Genomic DNA, 21,768 nt, shown 5'->3' with positions numbered 1-21,768 from the left:
TGAAGAGTTGAGGCGTTTTTGTATTAAACTAAAATTAGGGAAAAGACATGTGAAATACGATGATGAAAAATAACTATATAAAACAAAAAAGAAAAGATCAAAATCCGGTAAATCATTGGAAAATTTTTGAGGGACGGTTGGTATTCCTTCTGGCAATGGTGATTTTGTTTGTTGTTGCATATACTTTTATTTTACAACAAGCATATACCCAAACTGCTCTGAAAACAGAAATTGAACGAGATATTTCCAGTGCAGATGCGGTTCATAAGCTGGTAAATCACAGACTGGGACGAAAAGATTTTAATGAAATAAAAAGTAAATCTGATGAGAATACAGAACTATTCAAGAATATATCGACATATATGAATGAAATCAGAACGCTGAATTCTACGAGATATATTTACACAGCAACCAGAAATGAAGACGGTAGATTGATTTACGTTGTAGACGGACTGGATCCATCGGCTGGTGACGTCAGACATCCAGGAGATCCGATTGAAAAGGAGATGGTTCCTTATATAGAAAAAGCACTTTCTGGAAAAACAGTATATTCTCAGGATATTGTTGATACAACATGGGGACCTATTTTTACAGCCTGTTATCCTGTGACAGCGGAAGATGAATCTAATGAAGTAATAGGTGCTTTCTGCATAGAAATGGATATGCAGAAAGCGTATGGAATGGTTGAGAAGACGAATAAGTTAAGTATTGTACTGGGATGCATTACAGCGTGTATTTTGTTAATATTATGTACCTGTGGATATTCTGTATATAAGAAGCAAAAAGAAAATGAGCAGAAACAGCAAAAACTGTTGCAGGAAGCTGCAAGACTGGCCGATTCAGCTAATAAAGCAAAATCAACATTTCTGTTTAATATGTCTCATGATATTCGTACCCCTATGAATGCAATCATTGGATATGCAGAATTGGGAGAGAGACATTTAAAGGAGCCAACTATATTAGAGGATTACTTTGAAAAAATATTATTGTGCGGAAAGAAAATGCTGCATTTGATTGATAACATTCTTGAATTAGCACGAATCGAAAACAACCACGCAACGCTAGATGAAACAATAACAGATGTTTCTAAAAACTTTGATTTATGTATTGATATGTTTAGGAAACCGATAGAAGAAAAACATCAAACACTGAAAGTCAATAAGAACATTCGATATCCATACCTGTATATGGATGATGCAAGATCATCTGAAATTACGATTAACATTTTGAGTAATGCTGTGAAATACACGGGTGAAGGCGGTAACATAAGCTGTACATTGAACCAATATCCCGGCGAAAAAGAAGGTTGGAGTGTATTAGAGCTTATCATAGCAGACAACGGAATCGGAATGTCAGAAGAATTCCAAAAACATATTTTTGAATCATTTTCACAGGAACGATCTTCGTCAGACAGCGGAATAGAAGGTAGCGGACTTGGCATGGGAATCGTGAAGAAACTGGTGGATTTAATGAATGGCAAGATCACAGTTCAGAGCAAACCGGGAGCAGGTTCTACTTTTACAATCACGCTTCCATTAGAAATAGCAAATGAGGAAGAAAGGAATCCGAAACATGCAGACGGTCAGTTGAATATCAAAAAACTGGAAGGAAAAAGGGTTCTTCTGGTAGAAGATAATGACTTGAACGCAGAAATTGCAACGGAACTTTTGACAGAAGAGGGAATCATGATAGAAAGAGCGGAGAACGGCGTTGCATGTATTGATATGCTTAACAAAGCAAAGCAAAATTACTACAGTCTGATTCTGATGGATATTCAGATGCCGATTATGAACGGATATGAAGCATCCAGGAGAATTCGAGAACTGAAAGACGGTAACAAATCGCAGATTCCAATTGTTGCAATGACAGCAAATGCTTTTGAAGAAGATAAGAAGACGGCTTTTGCAAGTGGCATGAATGATCATGTTGCAAAACCAATAGATATGAATGTATTATTGCCTACTATTATGAAATATATGTAAAGGAAGAAAGAAGGACACTGATTTTGCAGTCAGTGTTCTTCTTACATATCAGTCGACTAAAGAAAAACATTTTATAGTTGTACATTATCTCGTTGAGAAGGGTAAATCTGTGAACTTTGTTCACTAAGCAGAGCAGTGAAATTTTGACGAATGATATTTAAAGTCTTTTGCTTTTTCAGTAATTCTTGTAATCAATAAGAAGATTATTCAAGAAAAACAGGGAAAAGATAAGCCGGAGAGAGAAGCTGATTTTGGTGTGAGATAATTGAAAAAGGAATGGAAGTTACTGTTTTGGTAGCTTTCATTCCTCGCACTTACGGAAATATCCCCTTGATTTTCACTTAAAAACAAGAGGATATTTCCAGCATATTATTTTTTCCCAAAAACAACCCTACCAAACATCTTTCCATCAACTTTCGCATAATATGCCATTTTCGCATACCCCAGCACATATCCAATACAATGCGCCCGTGGAAATACATACCGATAATTTTTCGCAACATTCTTTATTCCTTCAGGAATCTCCAAATGCTTCCATTCGTCCTTATGTTTCACAGACACTGCATATCCTTTTCGAATACACTCAAAAGCTTCATAGGCTCTAACTCGGTCAACTCCATTTTCAATCATATAATCATAAAAATCTTCCTGCGTAAAACATGGATACAGTTTAAAGTCATTTGTTAAGGTTATTTCAATAAATTTATCAATATCAAAATAACCCTGCTGCCCATTTTGCCAGCAAAAAGTGCTGTGAACACCTGATTCTAAAGCCACCATATCCCGATACGTTTTCGGTTTTACTTTCTGAAAGAGCATTTGCAAATCTCTACTCGGAGCTGCTGTGTTGCATATATTGCTCCACGTAATCTCTCTTAATTCTTTATTCCCAATTTCATTAGCGTAAATACCAGTTTGCCTCTGTAACTCAGTTAATTCATCCAAAATTTCTACAGTTAATAATCGAACAGGTTTAATCGAATGTTCCTGCAGTTCCAAAATTCCGCCAGTAATACAAATATCCCCGTTTTCCAGATAAGAAATCAAATCTGTGTAATCCTGAATTGTATTTTCAGAAGGCAAAATAGCGTAACCAATCAAATCAACACCAATCATTCTCTCATCAAACTGTGTTGAATTAAACTGAAACATTCCCCATCGCACGACTTCCTGATTTGGATATATTTTTTCTAAAGTTCTTTGTGCGAATGCCAGAAATTCAGAATTTACGTTATATTCAAATGAAATAGATTTTTTGCCATCTATTCCCCAGACGGTTTCCAGAGACAGGTTGTATCCGTCTGCCCACATTTTTGTATTACAACAAGGACATTTTCTGGAGGGAAGATCAATTCCAAATAAATGTGTATCTACTTTTTCATAATATCCACATTCGGTACAATAATAATGTGCTGAAAGAGGATTGAACGAATGATTTCCGAGAAGATAACATAAAATTGAACCTGAAACAGTTCCGCGCATATTTATAAGTGTATTGCTTTTTTTTGCCGCTTCTGACAGACAGCGGAAAATCTCAAAATCATCGATATGGTCTGAATTTTCTAAAAACGTAAGCTCTTGTAAATAACGTTTCTGGATAGTTTCTGGCACTCCATTTGGATATTTTTCTACAAGTTTTTCCTGGCTGAATTTTTTTACATTTTCAAATGCATTTTGAATAACTGGTAATTTCATAAGCGACCTCCAATTTATTTTTAAGATGTGGTCAGTATAACAAATCTGAAATACCTTTTATATTCCAATAGCTGTACCAAAAATAGCACAGCTATTAGTTGTTTTGAACAGAGAAAAAAGTTATAATATAGAAAAGGCAATCGGAGTGTACAATTATGATAGCACCAAAAGCAACCATTTTATGTTTATATGAGATTCTAAAAAAGTATACCGACGAATCCCATATTCTATCAGCCGAAAAAATTCGCGAAAAATTAAAATCTATTTACGATGTTGACATGGAACGAAGAGCAATCTATCGAAATATAGAAGCATTACGCAGTATGGGAATTGAAATCGCAGGATATCAGGATAACCGGGAAGGATATTTCCTAATCGACCGCGAATTCGAGCTTTCAGAAATAAGGCTTTTATGTGATGCAGTTGCTGCTTCTGATATGATAAAAGAATTCACCAGCAAAATAATTATAAAAAAACTTCTTGAATCACAAAGTATTTTTCAAAGCAGAATGCTACAAAAAACTGTTTTCGTAAAATCAGAAAAGAAGATTCTAAGCAAACAGCTTTTTTATAATATCGATGCTTTAAATGTTGCAATCAATCAAGGATGTAAAGTAAGTGCAAAACTGCTGAAATATGGAGTTAATCAGGAATTAGAAGAAGTCATAAATAGCAATATTATTATTAGTCCATACGTTACTATTTGGGCTGAAGGGAATTACTATATCCTTGGAAAGAGGGAATATTCTGAAGAATTAGAACATTTTCGAATTGATCATTTAAAGGATATCACGATACTGGAAAGAGGCATTGATATGATCTTTGGCGGTTTAAATCCAGGTCAGTATGCCGAGAAAAAGATCTTTCAAAAAGGAGAATCAAAAGCATCCTACGAAATAGAATGTGCTTTCGGATTATGGCAGGAAATTGCTGAAACCTTCGGGAAAAATGCAACCGTATTAAAAAAGGATAAAGAAAATATTACAGTAAAAATTAATACAATATCATCCGTTATACATTCATGGGTAATGACTCACATCAATCAATGTGAAATTATTGGGCCTAAAAGTTTCCGGGACAAAATCCAAAATGAAATTATGGATGCGTATAGAAAATATTGTATGTAGTCCTGATATGTATAAAAATATACTTGATTAGTTTTCAAAAATACTTGATAATAGTACAACAATATGTTTTAGATCAGTAGATGAAATTTAAGCATTAATTATAGAATGAGATGACCAAATGGAAATAAAAGAAGTACAATCCATTCTTACAATTGGTGAAACTGTAGCGGTTGAATTTAAACGCTATGGAAATGGAATTGAAAATGATACCTATGAGACAGTTTGCTCATTTCTGAACAGATTTGGCGGAGACCTTTTCATGGGAATATTAGATGATGGGACTGTAGTAGGAATACCAGAAAAAGCAGCTCCTGATATGGTAAAAAACTTTATTAAGGTTATTAGTAATCCTACATTGTTCTCACCAACGATATATTTGGTACCGGAAATTATAAAATATGATGAAAGTCATACGATCATTCATGTTCATATTCCGCCTAGTGCAGAGGTTCACAGCTTCAAAAAAGTCATCTATGACCGTGTGGATGATGCGGATGTAAAAATAACATCTACCAGTGCAATTGCACAGATGTATATTCGTAAGCAGAATATTTTTACAGAAAAGAAAATCTATCCTTATGCAAAAATGGAAGATTTGAGATTAGATCTGCTGCCAAAGATTCGTATTATGGCACAGAATCATGCAGGTGGTCAGCATCCCTGGACAACTATGGATGATCAGGAACTTTTGAAAAGTGCAGGATTATACGGTAGAGATATCGTTACCGGAGAAGAGGGTTTCAATTTAGCAGCAATTATGCTGTTAGGAAAAGACGATGTAATTTTAAATGTTGCACCGACTTATGTGACCGATGCACTTGTGCGAAAAGTTAATGTAGATCGTTACGATGATCGGGAAATTATTAAGACAAACCTAATTGAAAGTTATAGCCAGCTCCTTGATTTTGGAAGAAAAAACTTGCCAGACAAGTTCTTCCTTGAAGATACAGTAAACAAAAGTCTCCGGAATACAATTGTCAGAGAAATGATCAGTAATACGTTGATGCACCGTGAATTTACAAGCAGTTATACAGCAAAGTTTGTGATTGAGAAAGATCGAATGTATGTGGAAAATGCGAATCGTGCAACAAAGGAAGGTTTCATCACAGTAGATAATCTGGAACCAAATCCAAAAAATCCTCTTATAGCATCGTTTTTCAGGAATATCGGTTATGCTGACCAGCTTGGATCTGGAGTAAGAAAATTATTCAAATACAGCAAATATTATTCAGGGAAAGATCCTTTGTTTGTGGAAGACGATGTATTCCGGATTATTGTTCCATTGGATGATGCATATTCGTTTGATTATGGAATAGAAGCTGGAAGCAGTAAAGTAATTGAAATTAATAATGCCGATAAAATGCCGATAAATGCCGATAAAACGCCGGTAAATAGTTTGTCGGCACAGCAAAATTCAATTATTCAATTTGCGAAAGAAACAGGATCGATTAAATCTCGGCAAGTAGAAGAATTACTTGGAGTAAAGCAACGTCGAGCAAGAAGAATTCTTGGAGAACTGGTCAATATGGGAATTTTGGAACGTCAAGGTGCATATAAAAGCACTGTATATGTTTTGAAAAATTAAAAAAGGCACCTGCTTATCATTACTATAAAAGTAAAATCATCAAACACTAACCTAAAGGAGCACACCAACCCATGCCATTACAAATCGTCAGAAATGATATCACAAAAATGCCCGTAGACGCCATCGTCAATGCCGCAAATTCCTCCTTGCTCGGCGGCGGTGGAGTGGATGGCTGCATTCACCGTGCAGCAGGGCCCAAGCTTTTAGCGGAATGCCGCACTTTGGGCGGCTGTCAGACCGGAGATGCAAAGATTACAAACGCCTATGATCTGCCTTGCAATTATGTCATTCACGCAGTAGGTCCTATTTGGAGAGGCGGACAGTTTCATGAGCGGGAGCTGCTTACTTCCTGCTATGAAAATTCCTTAGCACTTGCAAAAGAAAAACATTGTGAAACCATAGCATTTCCACTGATTTCTTCCGGAATTTACGGCTATCCGAAAGCTCAGGCGCTGAAGGTTGCAATCGACGCGATCAGCGCATTTCTTATGGAAAATGATATGACGGTATACATCGTCATTTTTGATAAAGCAGCTTATCGGATCAGCAGCAAACTGTTTTCTGATATTGCATCTTATATCGATGATCATTATGTAGAAACACACATTAACAAAACATCCGAAGCAATGAGGCGCCAGAAGCAGTTCCGGGAAATGGATCTCTGTGAAAGCATATCTTTACCAGAGCCATCAAATGTACCATTAAGTAAGGCTGCAACTTTGGAAGATGCCTTGCAGCAAATGGATGAAAGCTTTTCTGAAATGCTGCTTCGGAAGATTGATGAAAGTGGAATGACCGATTCTCAGTGTTATAAGAAAGCCAATATTGACCGGAAATTATTTTCCAAGATTAAAAATGACAAGTACTACAAACCATCCAAACCGACCGTTCTTGCATTTGCGCTGGCACTTGAGCTTCCGCTTCCGGAAATTCAGGATATGCTGATGAAAGCAGGATTTGCCCTGTCTCATTCCAGCAAATTTGACGTAATCGTTGAATATTTTATCTTAAAGCCAAATTATAGTATTTATGAAATCAATGAAGCACTCTTTGCCTTTGATCAAAGTCTGATTGGAGGCTAAGAAGAAAATAGTTTGGCAATTTGGCACATAGCGTTGTTCACCTGATATGATTCTGTAGAAATTTTCTGATCCATAAAAAGTGTCGCTTTTCATGCGACCATTTCCCCTGAAAATGGCAGTATCCTATAGTTACAAACAAAATAAGCCATTACTTAGGAGGAAATTTAGTATGAGAAAAAATCTGACAGAAGTTGTATTTATTTTAGATCGCAGCGGATCCATGAGCGGACTGGAAATGGATACCATAGGCGGCTTCAATTCTATGATTGAAAAGCAGAAAAGAGAGGCAGGGCAGGCGCTGATTTCTACCGTGCTTTTTAACAATAACAGTAAAGTCCTTTATGACAGAGTAGAGGTGCAGAAGATTCCCTCTATGACAGAAGACGATTATTCTGTGTACGGCTGTACGGCTCTCCTGGATGCGATCGGCGGTGCTATCCATCACATTGGAAATGTCCACAAATATGCGCGCACGGAAGATGTACCAGAGCATACCGTTTTTATCATCATGACAGATGGTATGGAAAATGCAAGCCACATTTATCGCATTGATAAAGTAAAGCAGATGATCGAACGACAAAAAGAAAAATATGGATGGAAATTTCTCTTTCTTGGCGCAAATATTGATGCGATTGAAACAGCCAGTCATTTTGGAATTGACGCCGATAAAGCTGCCAATTATCAATGTGACTGCGAAGGAACTGCATTGAATTATGAAGTATTAAATGATGCCATATCTGCTGTTCGGTGCAATGCAGCGCTTGATTCTAGTTGGAAAAAGCGGATTGATAAAGATTACAAAAAACGCGGGCAACATAGCCGCGTAGATTGATGAAACACACAAAGAGCAGGGGATGAACTTTCCAAAGTTCTTTCCCTGCTCTTTCCACATTCATTTATTCCATCACTTCTCCGATCACCTTCATCATCTCATCCACCCGGAACGGTTTCATAATAAACCCATCCATCCCGGCATCCAGCGCATGTTTCCGGTCTTCCTCAAATGCATTTGCAGTCATGGCAATGATTGGAATCTGTGCCTTCTTCACATCTGCAAGCTGACGGATTTTCTGTGTCGCTTCGTACCCATTCATCCGTGGCATCTGTACATCCATCAGGATAAACTGATATGTGCCTGCCTCCTTATCTTGAATTTCTTCCACACAGGCGCATCCATCCGGAACCCAGTTCACAAGAATCCCTTTATTTTTCAAAACTTCCATGGCAATTTCTGCATTTAATTCATTATCTTCCACCAAAAGTACATGCATTCCGTCAAGACCTATTTTGTATTCCTTTGCTTTATCTGATTGATGAAGCTGATTTTCCGTTGCAATCCGAAGGGGAAGTGAAATCTGTATTTTGGTTCCCTGACCGGAATTACTTTGGATTATCACATCACCATGCATCAGATCTACCAGTTTCTTCACAATCGCAAGTCCAAGCCCTGTTCCTTCAGTCTTGCTTTCGGTAGAAGTTCGCTCTCTTTCAAATGCCTCAAACGCATGTTTCTGAAATTCTTCAGTCATACCGATTCCGGTATCCTTTATCGTGAATTTGTATTCGGCAAATTCAGGTGCGATCATTCTCTGGACGCAGCTAAATGTGATCGTTCCTCCCGCTGGGGTAAATTTAACTGCATTATTCAGTACATTTACCAGAACCTGCTGCAGTTTTGTCACATCACACCATACCAGTGGATTTTCTATTTGATCCTCAACTTTGAAATCAATCATTCCCTTTTGGATGCTGTATTCGAGCATCATTTTCAGATTTTCTTCCATTTGCTTCAGGTCAGTTACCATCTCCACAATTTCTGCCTTTCCACTTTCGATTTTAGACAGATCCAACACATCATTGATGATCTTCAGAAGAATCTCACCAGATGCCTGAATTTTGGAAATTGCATTTTTTACAATTTCTTCATCATCCGGATGTTCTGCAATGATATCAGAAAATCCAATGATCGCATTCATCGGGGTACGGATATCATGGGACATATTTGCCAGGAAAGCATTCTTTACCTCACCGGCTACTTTCGCTTTCCGTGTCGATTCTTTTTCCAGTTCCAATGCATTGGACAGTCTTTTCCGGTGTTCAAACTCCATCTGATCTTGCTGGTGCTCCACCATGAACAGGTAGGAGAGCAGTGCTCCGATTACCAGGCAGTACGGTTGGAACGGATACGCCCCATAAAGTGGAATGATATAGGTATTTACCAGAATTCCGATCAGTGGGACTGCTGAAAACAGTGCCGATTTTATGAGATATCTGACACCCTTTGTATTGTTCATGAATAAAATGAAGAATGTCTGTGCAAATGTATAAACGTAATAAAACAGATTGAGTACGGCAAACACTCCGAAAAATGTACCGCGTATATAGGTCCGGTTCCGTGAAAATCTCCAGACAATTCCCGTCGGAACTGAGAGAAGCACCATCAGAACCAGGAGAATGAACGGAATCATTTCCGCAAATCTTTGCTTCTTTGAACGGTTAATCCCCATATAACTCTGCATAAACAAATGCCACACATATGGCATGATTACATAAACCAGATAAAAGAAAAACACAACCAGCTTAAACTGCAAAAGGTTTCCTGACTTACCTAAGAGTTCTTTCATAAACAATGCATCCATTAACACATAAAGCTCTACCATGCCAATAAAGATCATCGTATATTTTTTACTCGGGCTCCATGTAATATAATAACGGATCCTTAAAAAGATGATCGTCAGTATTATCATCATAAATATTGCGTTGCTCAAATAAATACTACTCATTTTCCAGTCCCTTTTTTCTTTCGTTTTGTCTCATTATTTCTTTCATTATTGTATACTTTTTCTATGCGTTTCGCAATCCATATGTTATACTATTGAGTAAAGGTATCTCAAGGAGGATTTTACAAATGAAAATAGCAGTAACATACGAAGGCGGATCTATTTTCCAGCACTTCGGAAAGACAGAAACTTTTAAAATGTATGAGGTAGAAGACGGAAAGATCACTTCCATGCAGATTGTTCATGCTGGTGGCGCCGGACACAGTGCGCTTGCAGGATTCCTTTCTGAGCAGAGTGCAAATGTTCTGATCTGTGGCGGTATCGGAGAAGGTGCACAAGAAGCGCTGAAAGAAGCCGGTATCAAAGTTATATCCGGTGCAGCAGGAGAAGTAGATGCGGCAGTGAATGCCTATCTTGCAGGAGAACTGGAATCTGCAGGTACAAATTGTGACCATCACCACGAAGAAGGTCATTCCTGCTGTGGACAGCATGAAGAAACAGCAACAGAAGAAACTTCTGCTGAAGAAGAACATTCCTGTGGCGGACACTGCAGTGGATGCAGCGGATGCGGTGGCGCACATGTGCCGGATTTTGAAGGTCCGAATGTCGGAAAGACCTGCCGTACCCATTACAGAGGTACCTTTGATGATGGTACCCAGTTTGATTCTTCCTATGACCGTGGAGAGCCATTGGAATTTGTATGCGGAGCCGGACAGATGATCCATGGTTACGATAAAGCCGTTGCAACAATGGAAGTAGGACAGACCATCAACATCCATCTGATGCCGGAAGAAGCTTACGGCATGCCGGATCCACGCGCCATTTTTACGCTGGAAATCGCACAGCTTCCTGGATCAGAAGATCTGGAAGTCGGTGCACATGCATATCTGACCAACCAGTACGGACAGCCATTCCCGGTAACCGTAACAGAAAAGACAGAAACCAACATCACATTTGATGCCAACCATGAGATGGCTGGAAAAGAACTGAACTTCCAGATCGAACTGGTAGAAGTAAAATAGTAAATATGAAAAGTGATTTAAGCGCCCCTTTTATTTCGTCATAAAGGAGGCGCTTAAATACTAAGATTATATTTTTGGAAATCGATAATTAGACAACGGAAGGGAGATTTGCCCGTGCTAGATTCAGAATTAAAAACATATCCATGGAATCCAACCGTAAAAAAGAAAGCCCGCCGCGTGTTCATGCTGAGATGGTTGTTCGTCATCCTGGCTGCCGCTGCAATCTTTTTTCTGACCTATCAGAAACTCACTACCAATGTCTGGGGATTTACGGCTTTCCTTTGCCAGATTCTTGCCGTTATCGAACTTGCTTTTGGGCTCCAGTTTGTAGAAGCCGGATGGAGCAGAAAGATATCGAGTAGAATGCCACTGGACGAACATTATGAGTATGCGCTTTATGTGTATCATATACAATCTGTCCGCGATCTTGCTACGAATAACCGCATGCTGCTCCTGATTGCAAGCCTTGAAATCCAGCTTGGGAAATACGATCATGCTACACAGACAATTACACAGATTTCTGTTGGAAAATGCACACCGGTCCAGTTAAAACAGTTGTATTATATGCAGATCTTACTGGCAGCAGAAGCGGGAGATACTGATACAAAAAATCAGTTTTTAACCCGTTATACAGGAATTCCTGACACAAACGGTGAATATCCATCTGAAGCAGAACTTACCACCTGGATTGAAGCAGAAGAAATGGACAGACTTATTTCTGCATTAAAAAAATTCACTCCGACAAGAAAAGAGCATATCCTGCGTACTTGTCTGATTACAATCGTTCTGGCATACAGTACCTTTTTCTACGGTGCATGGTATGGTATCAATAGAAGCGCAGGATATGCAATCCGCTATTATTTTGCTGAAATATCCGTCATCTGCGTTTCCGTCACCTTGTCCTGCCTGCTGATCTGGGGCATGATCTGTCTGTATAAAAAGCAAAAAAGCCTTCTTAATAGGAAAGCAGCCAGACGAATAATTGCCGTTTCTTATGCCGCACTGACTCTTTTCTTACTTTCTCTGATTGGTTACAGCTTTTTAATTGTGAGCTTTGGCGTAGAAGGAACGGAAACCGTAACCGGTCAAGATCAGCATTATATTTATCTTTCCGTACAGCCTGATTATGGCATCGCTACACAATACCGAACTGATAACCTGATTTATATGCAAAAAACGGGTTTGTTTTTACCGAATACAGATACTTTAACAGAATCCTCTGTACCAGATTCCGACCCGAATGATTCTGAAACACAAGATAGTAGTACCACTGATTCTACCGAAAATTCTCCGGCACAGGAATCCCAGAAGGCTTCACCGCTTCAGGACGAAATGCGTGCTGTGTATCAATATATCCAGCAACAGAATCCCCTTCCGGATATGAATTTCACTTACACGGCAAATGCAAAGGGCGAAAATTACGCGATCCTCTCTGAGACAACAGAAGAGAAGGATGGCACAACAGTAAATGTCAATTACTGTCTGTATGATAACGGTTCTAAGACAGATGAAAATAATAATACTTTCGAAGAATTGGTTCTGGAAAAGGTATATCCGGATGGTGGATATGAGACAGAATTGGTTGATTTCTATCTGGTAAATCCGGAGACTTTGGAAGTTATAGATGAGCAGAAATCAAGCTGGTAATTCTATTTATCCTATTAAAAAAATACTTACCAAATGATAAAATAAAGTAAAGAGCAGAGTTATTCGAAGGTATCTCTGCTCTTTTACTTTATATTTTCTCCTCAAATAATGTCAGAAAATCCTGTAATTCCGCCGGCATCCTGCCTTTCCTCCATGCAAGAAGAATTTCAGTTGTAAGATCAGCTCCAGTAATATCATATGCTTTTAATTTATTAGTGAGCTTCAGCATAGACTCCGGAAGAATCGCAATTCCCAGTCCCTTTTCTGCCATCGTCATTGCAGTGCGGGCATCCTCACAGGCAAAATAAATATCACAGACCAGTCCGGCGCCCTCAAATGCGGCAAGCATATATTTGCGGTAGCGGTGGGAGAGGATTAAGGGTTGTTCGGAAAGTTCCCGCAGACTGATGGATGTATGTCCCTGCAACAGAGGGTGATCAGGAACTGCCATCACAAGCAGCTTCTCCCGGGAAAGAGACTTGGTTTCACAGCCATTTAACACAATTGGTGTGCGGAGTGTAGTCAAATCGATCATTCCATTTTCCAGCTGATCTTTCAGTGTAAATGTAGATCCTTCATGTACATCAAAATGAATTTGAGGATACTTTTTTGCAAAGTAAAGCAGATATTCGGACATCATCGATACAGTGGATGGTGTGATCCCTATGTGCAGGGTAGCTGCCTGACCGGATTTGACAACCTCCTGTTTGGTCAGATCTGCAAGCATCAGAAGATTACCGGCCTGCTCATAAAGCGTCTTTCCGGCATCTGTAAGCGTAATTTTCTTTGTACCTCGCAAAAAGAGTGATACCTGTAATTCTTCCTCCAACATCTTCATCTGATAGCTCAGCGGTGGCTGGGTCATGTGAAGAACTCTTGCTGCACCGCTGATCGTTCCGGCATCTACGATCGCACGAAAATATTCCAACTGTCTGATTTCCATAAAAATGTAATTCATCTCCTGATTATTTAAAAATGAAAATATATTATCCATATGATTTTTATTGAATTATCATATAAAAACAATAATTTACATATATATTACATCATGTTAGAATTAAAAAGCAAGAAAAATAAAAAGGAATGAATTTACAAATGAAACGAGTCGATTTTGAAAATGGAACGATAACCAGTAATATCCTTGGAGCATCGCTCCCGATGCTGGTTGCCCAGATTTTAAGTTTACTTTATAACATTGTAGACCGGATTTATATTGCACGTATCCCGCACATCGGAACTGCAGCACTTGGTGCAGTCGGTCTTTGCTTCCCGGTAATTGTCATCATTACCGCATTCAGCAATCTATTCGGAAGCGGCGGTGCACCATTATTTTCGATTGAGCGCGGCAAAAATGAGCCACAGGAAGCGAAAAAAATTATGAATATTTCTTTTTCCATGGTCTGTATCTGTGCCATTGTACTCATGGTAATTGGCTTTTTATTTGCCCGCCCGATCCTGGTACTGTTTGGTGCCTCAAAAGACGCTCTGATCTATGCATATCCGTACCTGCTGCTTTACCTGATCGGAACTCTGCCTTCTATGATTGCAACCGGTATGAACCCGTTTATCAATGCACAGGGATATTCAACCATCGGCATGCTTTCAGTTACCATAGGGGCAGTAACGAACCTGCTGCTTGACCCGTTGTTTATTTTTGTGTTCGGGCTTGGCGTGCGCGGTGCCGCAATTGCAACGGTCATTTCTCAGACACTTTCTGCTGCATTTGTCTTTTTCTTTCTTACAAAGAAAGCAGAACTGAAAGTGAGACTCCTCAAAAAAGAGGAACTTGCCAGCTGTACAGCTTATGCAAAAAACATTGTAAGCCTGGGAACTGCCGGATTTATCATGCAGTTAACAAACAGTCTGGTAACGATTGTCTGCAACAATGTACTTTCCGTCACAGGCGGAGATATCTACATTTCTGTTATGACCATCGTATCCAGTGTCAGACAGCTTGTAGAAACTCCGATTTATGCAATCAACGAAGGGACTTCGCCAATCCTGAGTTACAATTATGGTGCAAGACGCCCATGCCGTGTAAGAAAAGCCGGTGCCATGATGGCACTTATGATTCTCGGATACACAGCTGTGATGTGGAGTATTATCATCATCGCGCCAAAAACCCTGATCGGAATTTTCAGTTCGGATGCTACGTTGATGAAAGATGCAGTTCCTGCCCTGAAGCAGTATTTTGCAGCGTTTATCTGCATGGATATGCAATACATTGGCCAGACGGTCTTTAAATCCCTGAATAAGAAGAAGCATGCAATCTTTTTCTCACTACTTCGGAAGGTATTTATCGTCGTGCCTCTGACATATCTGATGCCGTATGCCCTGCATATGGGAACAGACGGCGTATTTCTCGCTGAGCCGGTTTCTAACGTCATTGGTGGAGGATTATGCTTCATCACCATGTTACTTACCGTATTGCCGGAATTAAAGCGTATGGAGCGGAAGAATGCGCTCTATGAGACAGGCACGATCTTATAAATGCTTAAACCGCTGTCAAGCTGTAGCAAATTTCGTTATACCGAATTATAAATCTACAATATTTCAGGAGGAAATGACAAATGAGCAGTAGAGAAGTAATAGAAAATGTACAAGCAGATCTCTTTGCAATACAGGATCTTGCTTATCGGGATTTTCAGGCAAAACTGATGCCGACAGTCAATAAGGAAACCGTCATCGGTGTGCGGACTCCTTCTTTGCGCGCATACGCAAAAAAGTTCGGTAAAACAGACAATGTTTCTGCATTTCTTGAAGTGCTTCCACATAAATATTATGAAGAAAACAACCTTCATGGACTACTGATTGAACAGATTAAAGCGTACCCATCCTGTATTGCCGCACTGGACCGTTTTCTCCCGTATATAGATAACTGGGCAACCTGTGATATGATCGCGCTCCGGACAGTAAAAAATCATCTGGACTTATTTATCCAGGAAGTCTGCCGCTGGATAGCATCGGATCACCCTTATATCGTCCGTTTTGGAATTGGAATGCTGATGCGGTATTATCTGGATGAACAGTTTAAACCGGAATATCCCAAAAAGGTAGCCGAAGTTAAATCAGACGAATATTATGTAAACATGATGCGTGCCTGGTATTTTGCTACCGCTCTTGCAAAGCAGTATGACCAGATCATTCCTTATCTGGAAGAGAAAAGGCTGGACACCTGGACACATAATAAGACGATTCAGAAAGCAATTGAAAGCTACCGGATCACGCCGGAACAGAAGATCTATTTAAGGACATTAAGAGTAAAAAAATAATAAAATGCCATCATCATATCAGTCACATCGATGAAATGATGATGGCATTTTATTATTCACCAATTTATCATTTGTAAAAATTTATCCATATTAGGATATTATTTAACCGTACTTTGACAATTTATGGTTCCCGCAATTTTACCACATTTGCAGCACTACGTCGTCTGTCTTCATCGATTGCAGCGTAGTGCTTTTTCGTTGTATTGACATCTTTGTGTCCCAGAACATCCGCTACCAGATAAATATCCCCCGTTTCCTTATAAAGGGCAGTACCATAGGTACTTCTGAGCTTATGTGGCGTGATTCTTTTATTTGTAATCTGACTGGCATACTTTTTAACCATATTTTCAACCGCCTGCACACCGATCCGGCGTCTTTGGGTTGATAAAAATAGAGCATTTTCATAGCCAGCAATGGGCGTTACCGCTTTACGGTATGTCTCCAGATAATTGCGAAGTGCTTTTTCCACCTCTTCACCAAAATAAACAACCATCTGGCTTCCACCTTTTCGTGTCACCATGACCCCATTATTGTTGAAATCCACATCTGACAGGTCCAGTCCAACTAACTCCGATACTCGAATACCTGTTCCAAGTAGAAGAGTAATGATCGCAATATCACGTTCTTTCGTCTTATTATAATAGGAGAGTGCCTGACCGGTTAATTTGGAACCACAGGATTCCACATAATCCAAAAGCTTTGCAACCTCATCGGTATCCAAACGTATGATCGCCTTGTCATGTAACTTCGGCATATCTACAAATAAGGTCGGATTTTTCTGAATTATCTGTCTTTTAAAGAAATAATTATAAAAGCTACGTAATGCAGACATTTTGCGAAATAAGCCTCGTTCAGAGTTTGTGACCTGTTTGGTTTCTTTGGTATGAACATCTGTAGTATCATAGACCTTCAGATATTCCAGATATTCCTCAATATCAACCGGCTGAATAGCTTCCAGATCCTGTACCTGAAAGTCCTTAATTGAGTGATGTTTATAAACAGGATTTTCTTCAATTAAAAACTGAAAGAACAAACGGATGTCATATGCATACGATATTCGTGTCTTTGGTGATGTGGTTGGTTCAATGGCACGAAAATAATCACGTGCAAAGTCAGGCATGGTGTTTAAAACACCACGAAGACGAATAGTATTATCAATATAAGTTTCTTCCTGGTATGTTTTTGTATCAGATGGCATGATCCTAAGAACCTCCTAAATTCCATAAATTTCCCCGATATAGGTATGATTATAGCATGGTTTCGGAAGATTTGTCTATATCTTTTGGAAAAATCGGTATTTGTCGTATAGATTTGTTATTCAAAATACTGCTGTCCCAAGACAACTTTTTGCCAGGGACAGCTGATTATAATTACTAGCACGGTCTGTTTCCTTTTTCAAATGGATATTCAATCCCCCAGTCTTTTCTAAGTCCATCCATCTGTTCCATGATGCGAATACTTTCTTCATGCGGCATTTCCGTACATTCAAGTTTTCCTTCACGGATAGCCTTCATAGAAGCGCGTACTTCATATTCAAACCCAGTGATCTGTTCTGGCATTGTAATTTCCCTTACAAATTCCCGATCCGGTGTATATACTTTTACCGCCGTAATATCATTAATATTTTCCGCAATCAGATACCCCTTGGTCCCATATATCATACCATATTGTTCTGTACCGGTAAGTGCACTGCTTTGTATAGAAGCCATCGATCCATTTTTGTATTTCAAAATAATGGAATTCTGTGCATCCACTCCACTGTCAAATTTTACGCAGGAAGAAAGCGTTTCTTCAACATCATCGCCTAAAACCATGCTTGCAAAATTCAGTGGGTAAATACCTACATCTAATAGCGCTCCACCGGCAAGCTTCGGATCGATCAGACGTTCTTTTGTATGCATATCATATCCGAGATTTGCTGAAATCCCCTTTATTTCTCCGATTTCACCACTTGCAATAATATCATCGATTATTTTACGGGATGGAAGGTATCTTGTCCAAATTGCCTCCGTAATAAAGACTTCTTTTTCCTTTGCGAGAGCAAATACTTCTTTTGCTCCAACAGCATTTACAGTAAATGGTTTTTCACAAAGTACCGGTTTTCCATGATTGATACAAAGTTTGGCATGTTCTATATGAAACGGATGTGGTGTCGCGATATAAATCAACTCTACTTCCGGATCACTTACCAGTTCTTCGTATGAGCCATATGCCTTTTCAAATCCCCATTCTTTGGCAAATTTCTGCGCTCTGTCAAGATTTCTTGCAGCAATGGCATATGCAGCCGCATCGTCCATACCGTCCAGTGTTTTCGCCATATTTGCTGCAATTCGCCCAGCACCGATAATTCCAACTTTCATCTGTTCCATTTCTTTACACTCCTTTTTTCACATATTATTCTACATGGAAATCCATCCAAATGCATTCGCCACAGAACTGATCAAAATAATCAGAACAAAGATTGGACACAGATATTTAATCATAACAGCAAAAATCTTCTTTCTGCGGAATGTACTTTCTCCATGAATAATCTCTTCTTCTATCTTCTTTACCCCAACAACTCTAGCTACCAAAAGACTTGTCATCAGTGCCGCGATCGGCATCATTACCGAATTAGTCAGGAAATCAAAGAAATCCAGGAACTGCATACCAATAATTTTCACAAATGCAAGTGGTCCATATCCAAGTGAAGATAAACTTCCTAATACTATCATGATCACACCAACAAGCACAGTAGACTTTTTACGACTCCAGCCGATTTCATCTTCAAATGTAGATACTGCACTCTCTGTCAATGCGATTGAGCTTGTCAGCGCAGCAAAAAGAACAAGCAGAAAGAACAAAATTCCAATTGCTGTTCCCAATCCCATATTCTCAAACACCTTTGGTATTGTAATAAACATCAGTGCCGGCCCTGCCTGTAACGTATCCGGATTTCCACCTGAAAACGCAAATACGGCTGGGATGATCATAAGTCCTGCCATAATTGCAATCGCTGTATCAAATACTTCTACATTTCTTGTAGAATCTTCAATCGAAATATCTTTTTTCATATAAGAACCAAATGTAATCAAAATTCCCATAGCGATCGATAGGGAATAAAACATCTGTCCCATAGCAGCTACCACAGACATCCATGAGAAATTCTTTAGATTTGGCACCAGAAAATACTTCACGCCTTCCATTGCACCTGGTCGTGTTACTGAGTAAATGGTAATGATCAGCGAAAGCACAATCAAAATCGGCATCATAAACTTTGAAACACGCTCAATTCCATTCCGAACACCTGCATAAATAATAATCAATGTAATCAGACAGAATATGATAAAACAGATTTCTGTAGAAAATCCATTTGAAATAAACTCTGAAAAATATCCATCTTGAGCCAGACTACTGCTGTTCCCTTTTACATATTCCAAAAGGTACTTGATAACCCATCCTCCAATTACAGAATAATATGGTACAATCAGAACCGGAATAATCGCATTAATCCATCCACCAAAAGAAATCCATTTTGACTTTCCAAAAGATTTGAACGCACCTACCGGACTTTTTCTTGTCATACGGCCAATTGCTGATTCAGCAATTATCATTGTATAACCGAAAGTAAGGGCTAACAGAATATAAATAAGCAGAAAAATTCCTCCGCCATATTTTGCCGCAAGATAAGGAAACCTCCAGATATTTCCAAGACCTACAGAAGCTCCTGCTGCTGACAGTACATATCCTAATTTGCCAGAAAATGTACTCCTTTTTTTATGATTATCCATAACAAAATCTCCTCTTTTATTCTAAAATTAAATACACCTGTTTGATTTTATCATGATAATCCTTTAAAGTCACTAGTAAAATCAAGTATAACCTTAAAAATATAAAATAAGTTTTGTCTTATAATTCATCCATACATTCCGTGTATTCTTTTAAAACCTGTTCCAGTAATAATTTCTTAGTATAAAATTAAAAAGTCCGGAAAGACTAAGACGGGGTGAGCGATGGGATCTTGGTTAGAGACCTTAAGAATGTCTTAGTCTTTTAGACTTTTATAAAAAATAGAGTGTATATAATGTGCTGTCAGGCAGATTATTCGCTGCTACCTGACAGCACAGATGGTCTTTAATAAATAGAATCATCTCCATAATACGAAACAACCAGATAGTCTCCTTCCTGGAGATTATTCCTGTCTTTTAAACTTAAATGATTTGCTTCTGCCAGCTCATCCATATATTCATATATAGAATCTTCTGTTCGTCTGTATCTTTGTGCAATGCTCCAGAGTGAATCCCCTTTTTCAAGCTGGACACTTTTATAATATCTCTCTCCGGAAGGTTCTTCAACTTTGCTATCGTGCGCACTGGAGAAAAAGCTTCCAAATCCAAAACTCAGTGACATAACCATCACCAGAGCCGCAATCCCTGTCACAAACCGTCTGATAGAATTCGTCTTACGGTGCTTTGCATAATGACAGTGCTTCTGTCCTTTTGCTCCTGCATGATATCGATCTGCATACATATCTTTTCTTTTCTCTGATCTCATGATAAATTCCTCCCTTTTCTTCTGTAATCTTTTCAGTTCTCCTATATACCAGAAAGCATGTTCTCGAACAACTGTTCTGTTACCAATATACAACAAGAACATACGTTTGTCAATATGCAAATCGAACGTATTTTCTAAACATTTGTTTGCTATTTTTTCTTCTGTATGATATGATAATTTTAATAGTTCAGATAATAATTCAAATTGATATAGATACAGATTTAGGAGGTCTTTTATGAGTAAAGGTAATATTAGCAAGAAACAGGAAGAGATACTTGAATATATTAAGTCCCAGATCCTGCAACGTGGTTTTCCACCGGCTGTACGTGAGATCTGTGATGCTGTGAATCTGAAGTCAACTTCTTCTGTACACTCTCATCTTGAGACTCTTGAAAAGAACGGATACATACGACGTGACCCAACCAAACCACGTGCAATCGAGATTCTGGATGATTCATTTAATCTCACAAGACGTGAGATGGTTCAGATTCCGATCGTAGGCCATGTAGCTGCAGGAGAACCGGTTCTTGCACAGGAAAATATTGAAGATTACTATCCTGTTCCTACTGAATATATTTCATCAAATAAAGAACTCTTTATGCTGAAAGTTCAGGGTGAAAGTATGATAAATGCCGGTATACTGGATGGAGATTATGTCATTGTGGAAAAGCAGGCAACTGCAGAGAACGGTGACATGGTTGTTGCTCTGATTGATGACGGTGCAACGGTAAAGACGTTTTACCGAGAAGAAGGTGTGATCCGTCTTCAGCCGGAGAATGATGCAATGGAACCATTTATCCTTGAAGATGTTACGATTTTAGGGAAAGTTGCTGCTGTTATGCGCTTCTTCCGTTAATTTTAAAAAACAGGTGAGTACACTTGCAGAAGCATCTCAGATAGAAGTGCTTTTTGCAAGTACTCACCTGTTTTTTATATATGTTCTTCTCCATATCCCTTTTTCTCTTACTATCATAAATATTTTTTCAAATGCATCAAAAAAGCCGGATAAGATGTACAGGTATTCTCAACCTGTCATCTTATCC

16 protein-coding genes and 1 pseudogene are annotated in these 21,768 nt (G+C 38.8%); 10 read left to right on the top strand and 7 right to left on the bottom strand.

The window, feature by feature from the left end:
• The first annotated feature begins 59 nt into the window (after window positions 1–59).
• Window positions 60–1,982, top strand: coding sequence for a hybrid sensor histidine kinase/response regulator (locus PGQ33_RS00245; protein WP_270205014.1), 1,923 nt, complete (start codon window positions 60–62; stop codon window positions 1,980–1,982).
• Window positions 1,983–2,351: 369 nt separating this feature from the next.
• Here PGQ33_RS00245 and PGQ33_RS00240 read toward each other — a convergent pair whose 3' ends face one another.
• Entirely contained in the window at window positions 2,352–3,677 is a 1,326-nt protein-coding gene (locus PGQ33_RS00240) for a hypothetical protein (protein WP_270205013.1), read from the bottom strand.
• 155 nt (window positions 3,678–3,832) lie between these two features.
• Between PGQ33_RS00240 and PGQ33_RS00235 the strand changes: the two genes are divergently transcribed.
• From PGQ33_RS00235 to PGQ33_RS00220, 4 genes are all read left to right on the top strand, one after another.
• Entirely contained in the window at window positions 3,833–4,804 is a 972-nt protein-coding gene (locus tag PGQ33_RS00235; protein ID WP_270205012.1) for a helix-turn-helix transcriptional regulator, read from the top strand.
• 118 nt (window positions 4,805–4,922) lie between these two features.
• Window positions 4,923–6,389 carry an RNA-binding domain-containing protein gene (locus PGQ33_RS00230; protein ID WP_270205011.1) on the top strand — a complete coding sequence of 489 codons (1,467 nt, stop codon included), beginning with the start codon at window positions 4,923–4,925 and terminating at the stop codon, window positions 6,387–6,389.
• Window positions 6,390–6,460: 71 nt separating this feature from the next.
• On the top strand, window positions 6,461–7,471 hold the full coding sequence (locus PGQ33_RS00225; protein WP_270205010.1) for an O-acetyl-ADP-ribose deacetylase: 1,011 nt from the start codon (window positions 6,461–6,463) through the stop codon (window positions 7,469–7,471).
• A 169-nt stretch (window positions 7,472–7,640) separates the two neighbouring features.
• On the top strand, window positions 7,641–8,303 hold the full coding sequence (locus PGQ33_RS00220) for a vWA domain-containing protein (RefSeq protein ID WP_270205009.1): 663 nt from the start codon (window positions 7,641–7,643) through the stop codon (window positions 8,301–8,303).
• Window positions 8,304–8,367: 64 nt separating this feature from the next.
• Here PGQ33_RS00220 and PGQ33_RS00215 read toward each other — a convergent pair whose 3' ends face one another.
• Entirely contained in the window at window positions 8,368–10,254 is a 1,887-nt protein-coding gene (locus PGQ33_RS00215; RefSeq protein WP_270205008.1) for an ATP-binding response regulator, read from the bottom strand.
• A 125-nt stretch (window positions 10,255–10,379) separates the two neighbouring features.
• Here PGQ33_RS00215 and PGQ33_RS00210 point away from each other — a divergent pair, with 125 nt between their 5' ends.
• Both PGQ33_RS00210 and PGQ33_RS00205 read left to right on the top strand, forming a co-directional pair.
• On the top strand, window positions 10,380–11,273 hold the full coding sequence (locus PGQ33_RS00210) for a NifB/NifX family molybdenum-iron cluster-binding protein (RefSeq protein ID WP_195251503.1): 894 nt from the start codon (window positions 10,380–10,382) through the stop codon (window positions 11,271–11,273).
• A gap of 114 nt (window positions 11,274–11,387) precedes the next feature.
• On the top strand, window positions 11,388–12,920 hold the full coding sequence (locus PGQ33_RS00205) for a hypothetical protein (RefSeq protein ID WP_270205007.1): 1,533 nt from the start codon (window positions 11,388–11,390) through the stop codon (window positions 12,918–12,920).
• 88 nt (window positions 12,921–13,008) lie between these two features.
• On the opposite strand, the gene PGQ33_RS00200 is transcribed toward PGQ33_RS00205, so the two are convergent.
• Entirely contained in the window at window positions 13,009–13,863 is an 855-nt protein-coding gene (locus tag PGQ33_RS00200; protein ID WP_022221020.1) for a LysR family transcriptional regulator, read from the bottom strand.
• Window positions 13,864–14,015: 152 nt separating this feature from the next.
• Here PGQ33_RS00200 and PGQ33_RS00195 point away from each other — a divergent pair, with 152 nt between their 5' ends.
• Window positions 14,016–15,410 (top strand): MATE family efflux transporter, encoded by a 1,395-nt coding sequence (locus tag PGQ33_RS00195; protein ID WP_270205006.1) that lies wholly within the window; start codon window positions 14,016–14,018, stop codon window positions 15,408–15,410.
• Window positions 15,411–15,490: 80 nt separating this feature from the next.
• A complete protein-coding gene (locus tag PGQ33_RS00190; protein ID WP_195251646.1) occupies window positions 15,491–16,192 on the top strand; it encodes a DNA alkylation repair protein in 702 nt (233 codons plus the stop codon).
• A gap of 121 nt (window positions 16,193–16,313) precedes the next feature.
• Here the strand turns inward: PGQ33_RS00190 and PGQ33_RS00185 are convergent, their stop codons facing one another.
• The 4 genes and pseudogenes from PGQ33_RS00185 to PGQ33_RS00170 all read right to left on the bottom strand — a co-directional run bounded on the left by PGQ33_RS00185 (window position 16,314) and on the right by PGQ33_RS00170 (window position 20,725).
• Window positions 16,314–17,390, bottom strand: a complete 1,077-nt coding sequence (locus PGQ33_RS00185; protein ID WP_118198270.1) for a tyrosine-type recombinase/integrase — start codon at window positions 17,388–17,390, stop codon at window positions 16,314–16,316.
• Between the two features lie 175 nt (window positions 17,391–17,565).
• Window positions 17,566–18,564: pseudogene (locus PGQ33_RS16910) on the bottom strand (Gfo/Idh/MocA family protein); the annotation flags it as partial.
• Window positions 18,565–18,591: 27 nt separating this feature from the next.
• Complete coding sequence (locus tag PGQ33_RS00175) at window positions 18,592–19,962, bottom strand: sodium-dependent transporter (RefSeq protein WP_117823654.1); 1,371 nt, start codon at window positions 19,960–19,962, stop codon at window positions 18,592–18,594.
• A gap of 343 nt (window positions 19,963–20,305) precedes the next feature.
• Window positions 20,306–20,725, bottom strand: a complete 420-nt coding sequence (locus PGQ33_RS00170; protein WP_211133927.1) for a LysM peptidoglycan-binding domain-containing protein — start codon at window positions 20,723–20,725, stop codon at window positions 20,306–20,308.
• Between the two features lie 235 nt (window positions 20,726–20,960).
• Between PGQ33_RS00170 and lexA the strand changes: the two genes are divergently transcribed.
• Window positions 20,961–21,581: a transcriptional repressor LexA gene (lexA, locus tag PGQ33_RS00165; RefSeq protein WP_055157087.1), complete on the top strand. Its 621-nt coding sequence runs from the start codon at window positions 20,961–20,963 to the stop codon at window positions 21,579–21,581.
• Window positions 21,582–21,768: the final 187 nt, after the last annotated feature.

It is taken from the genome of Coprococcus sp. AM100_B19A, assembly GCF_027662015.1.
GTDB classification, from domain to species: Bacteria; Bacillota; Clostridia; order Lachnospirales; family Lachnospiraceae; genus Allocoprococcus; species Allocoprococcus comes.
Note: the sequence above shows the minus strand (reverse complement) of the source record. Positions and strands in the feature narration are given on the sequence as shown.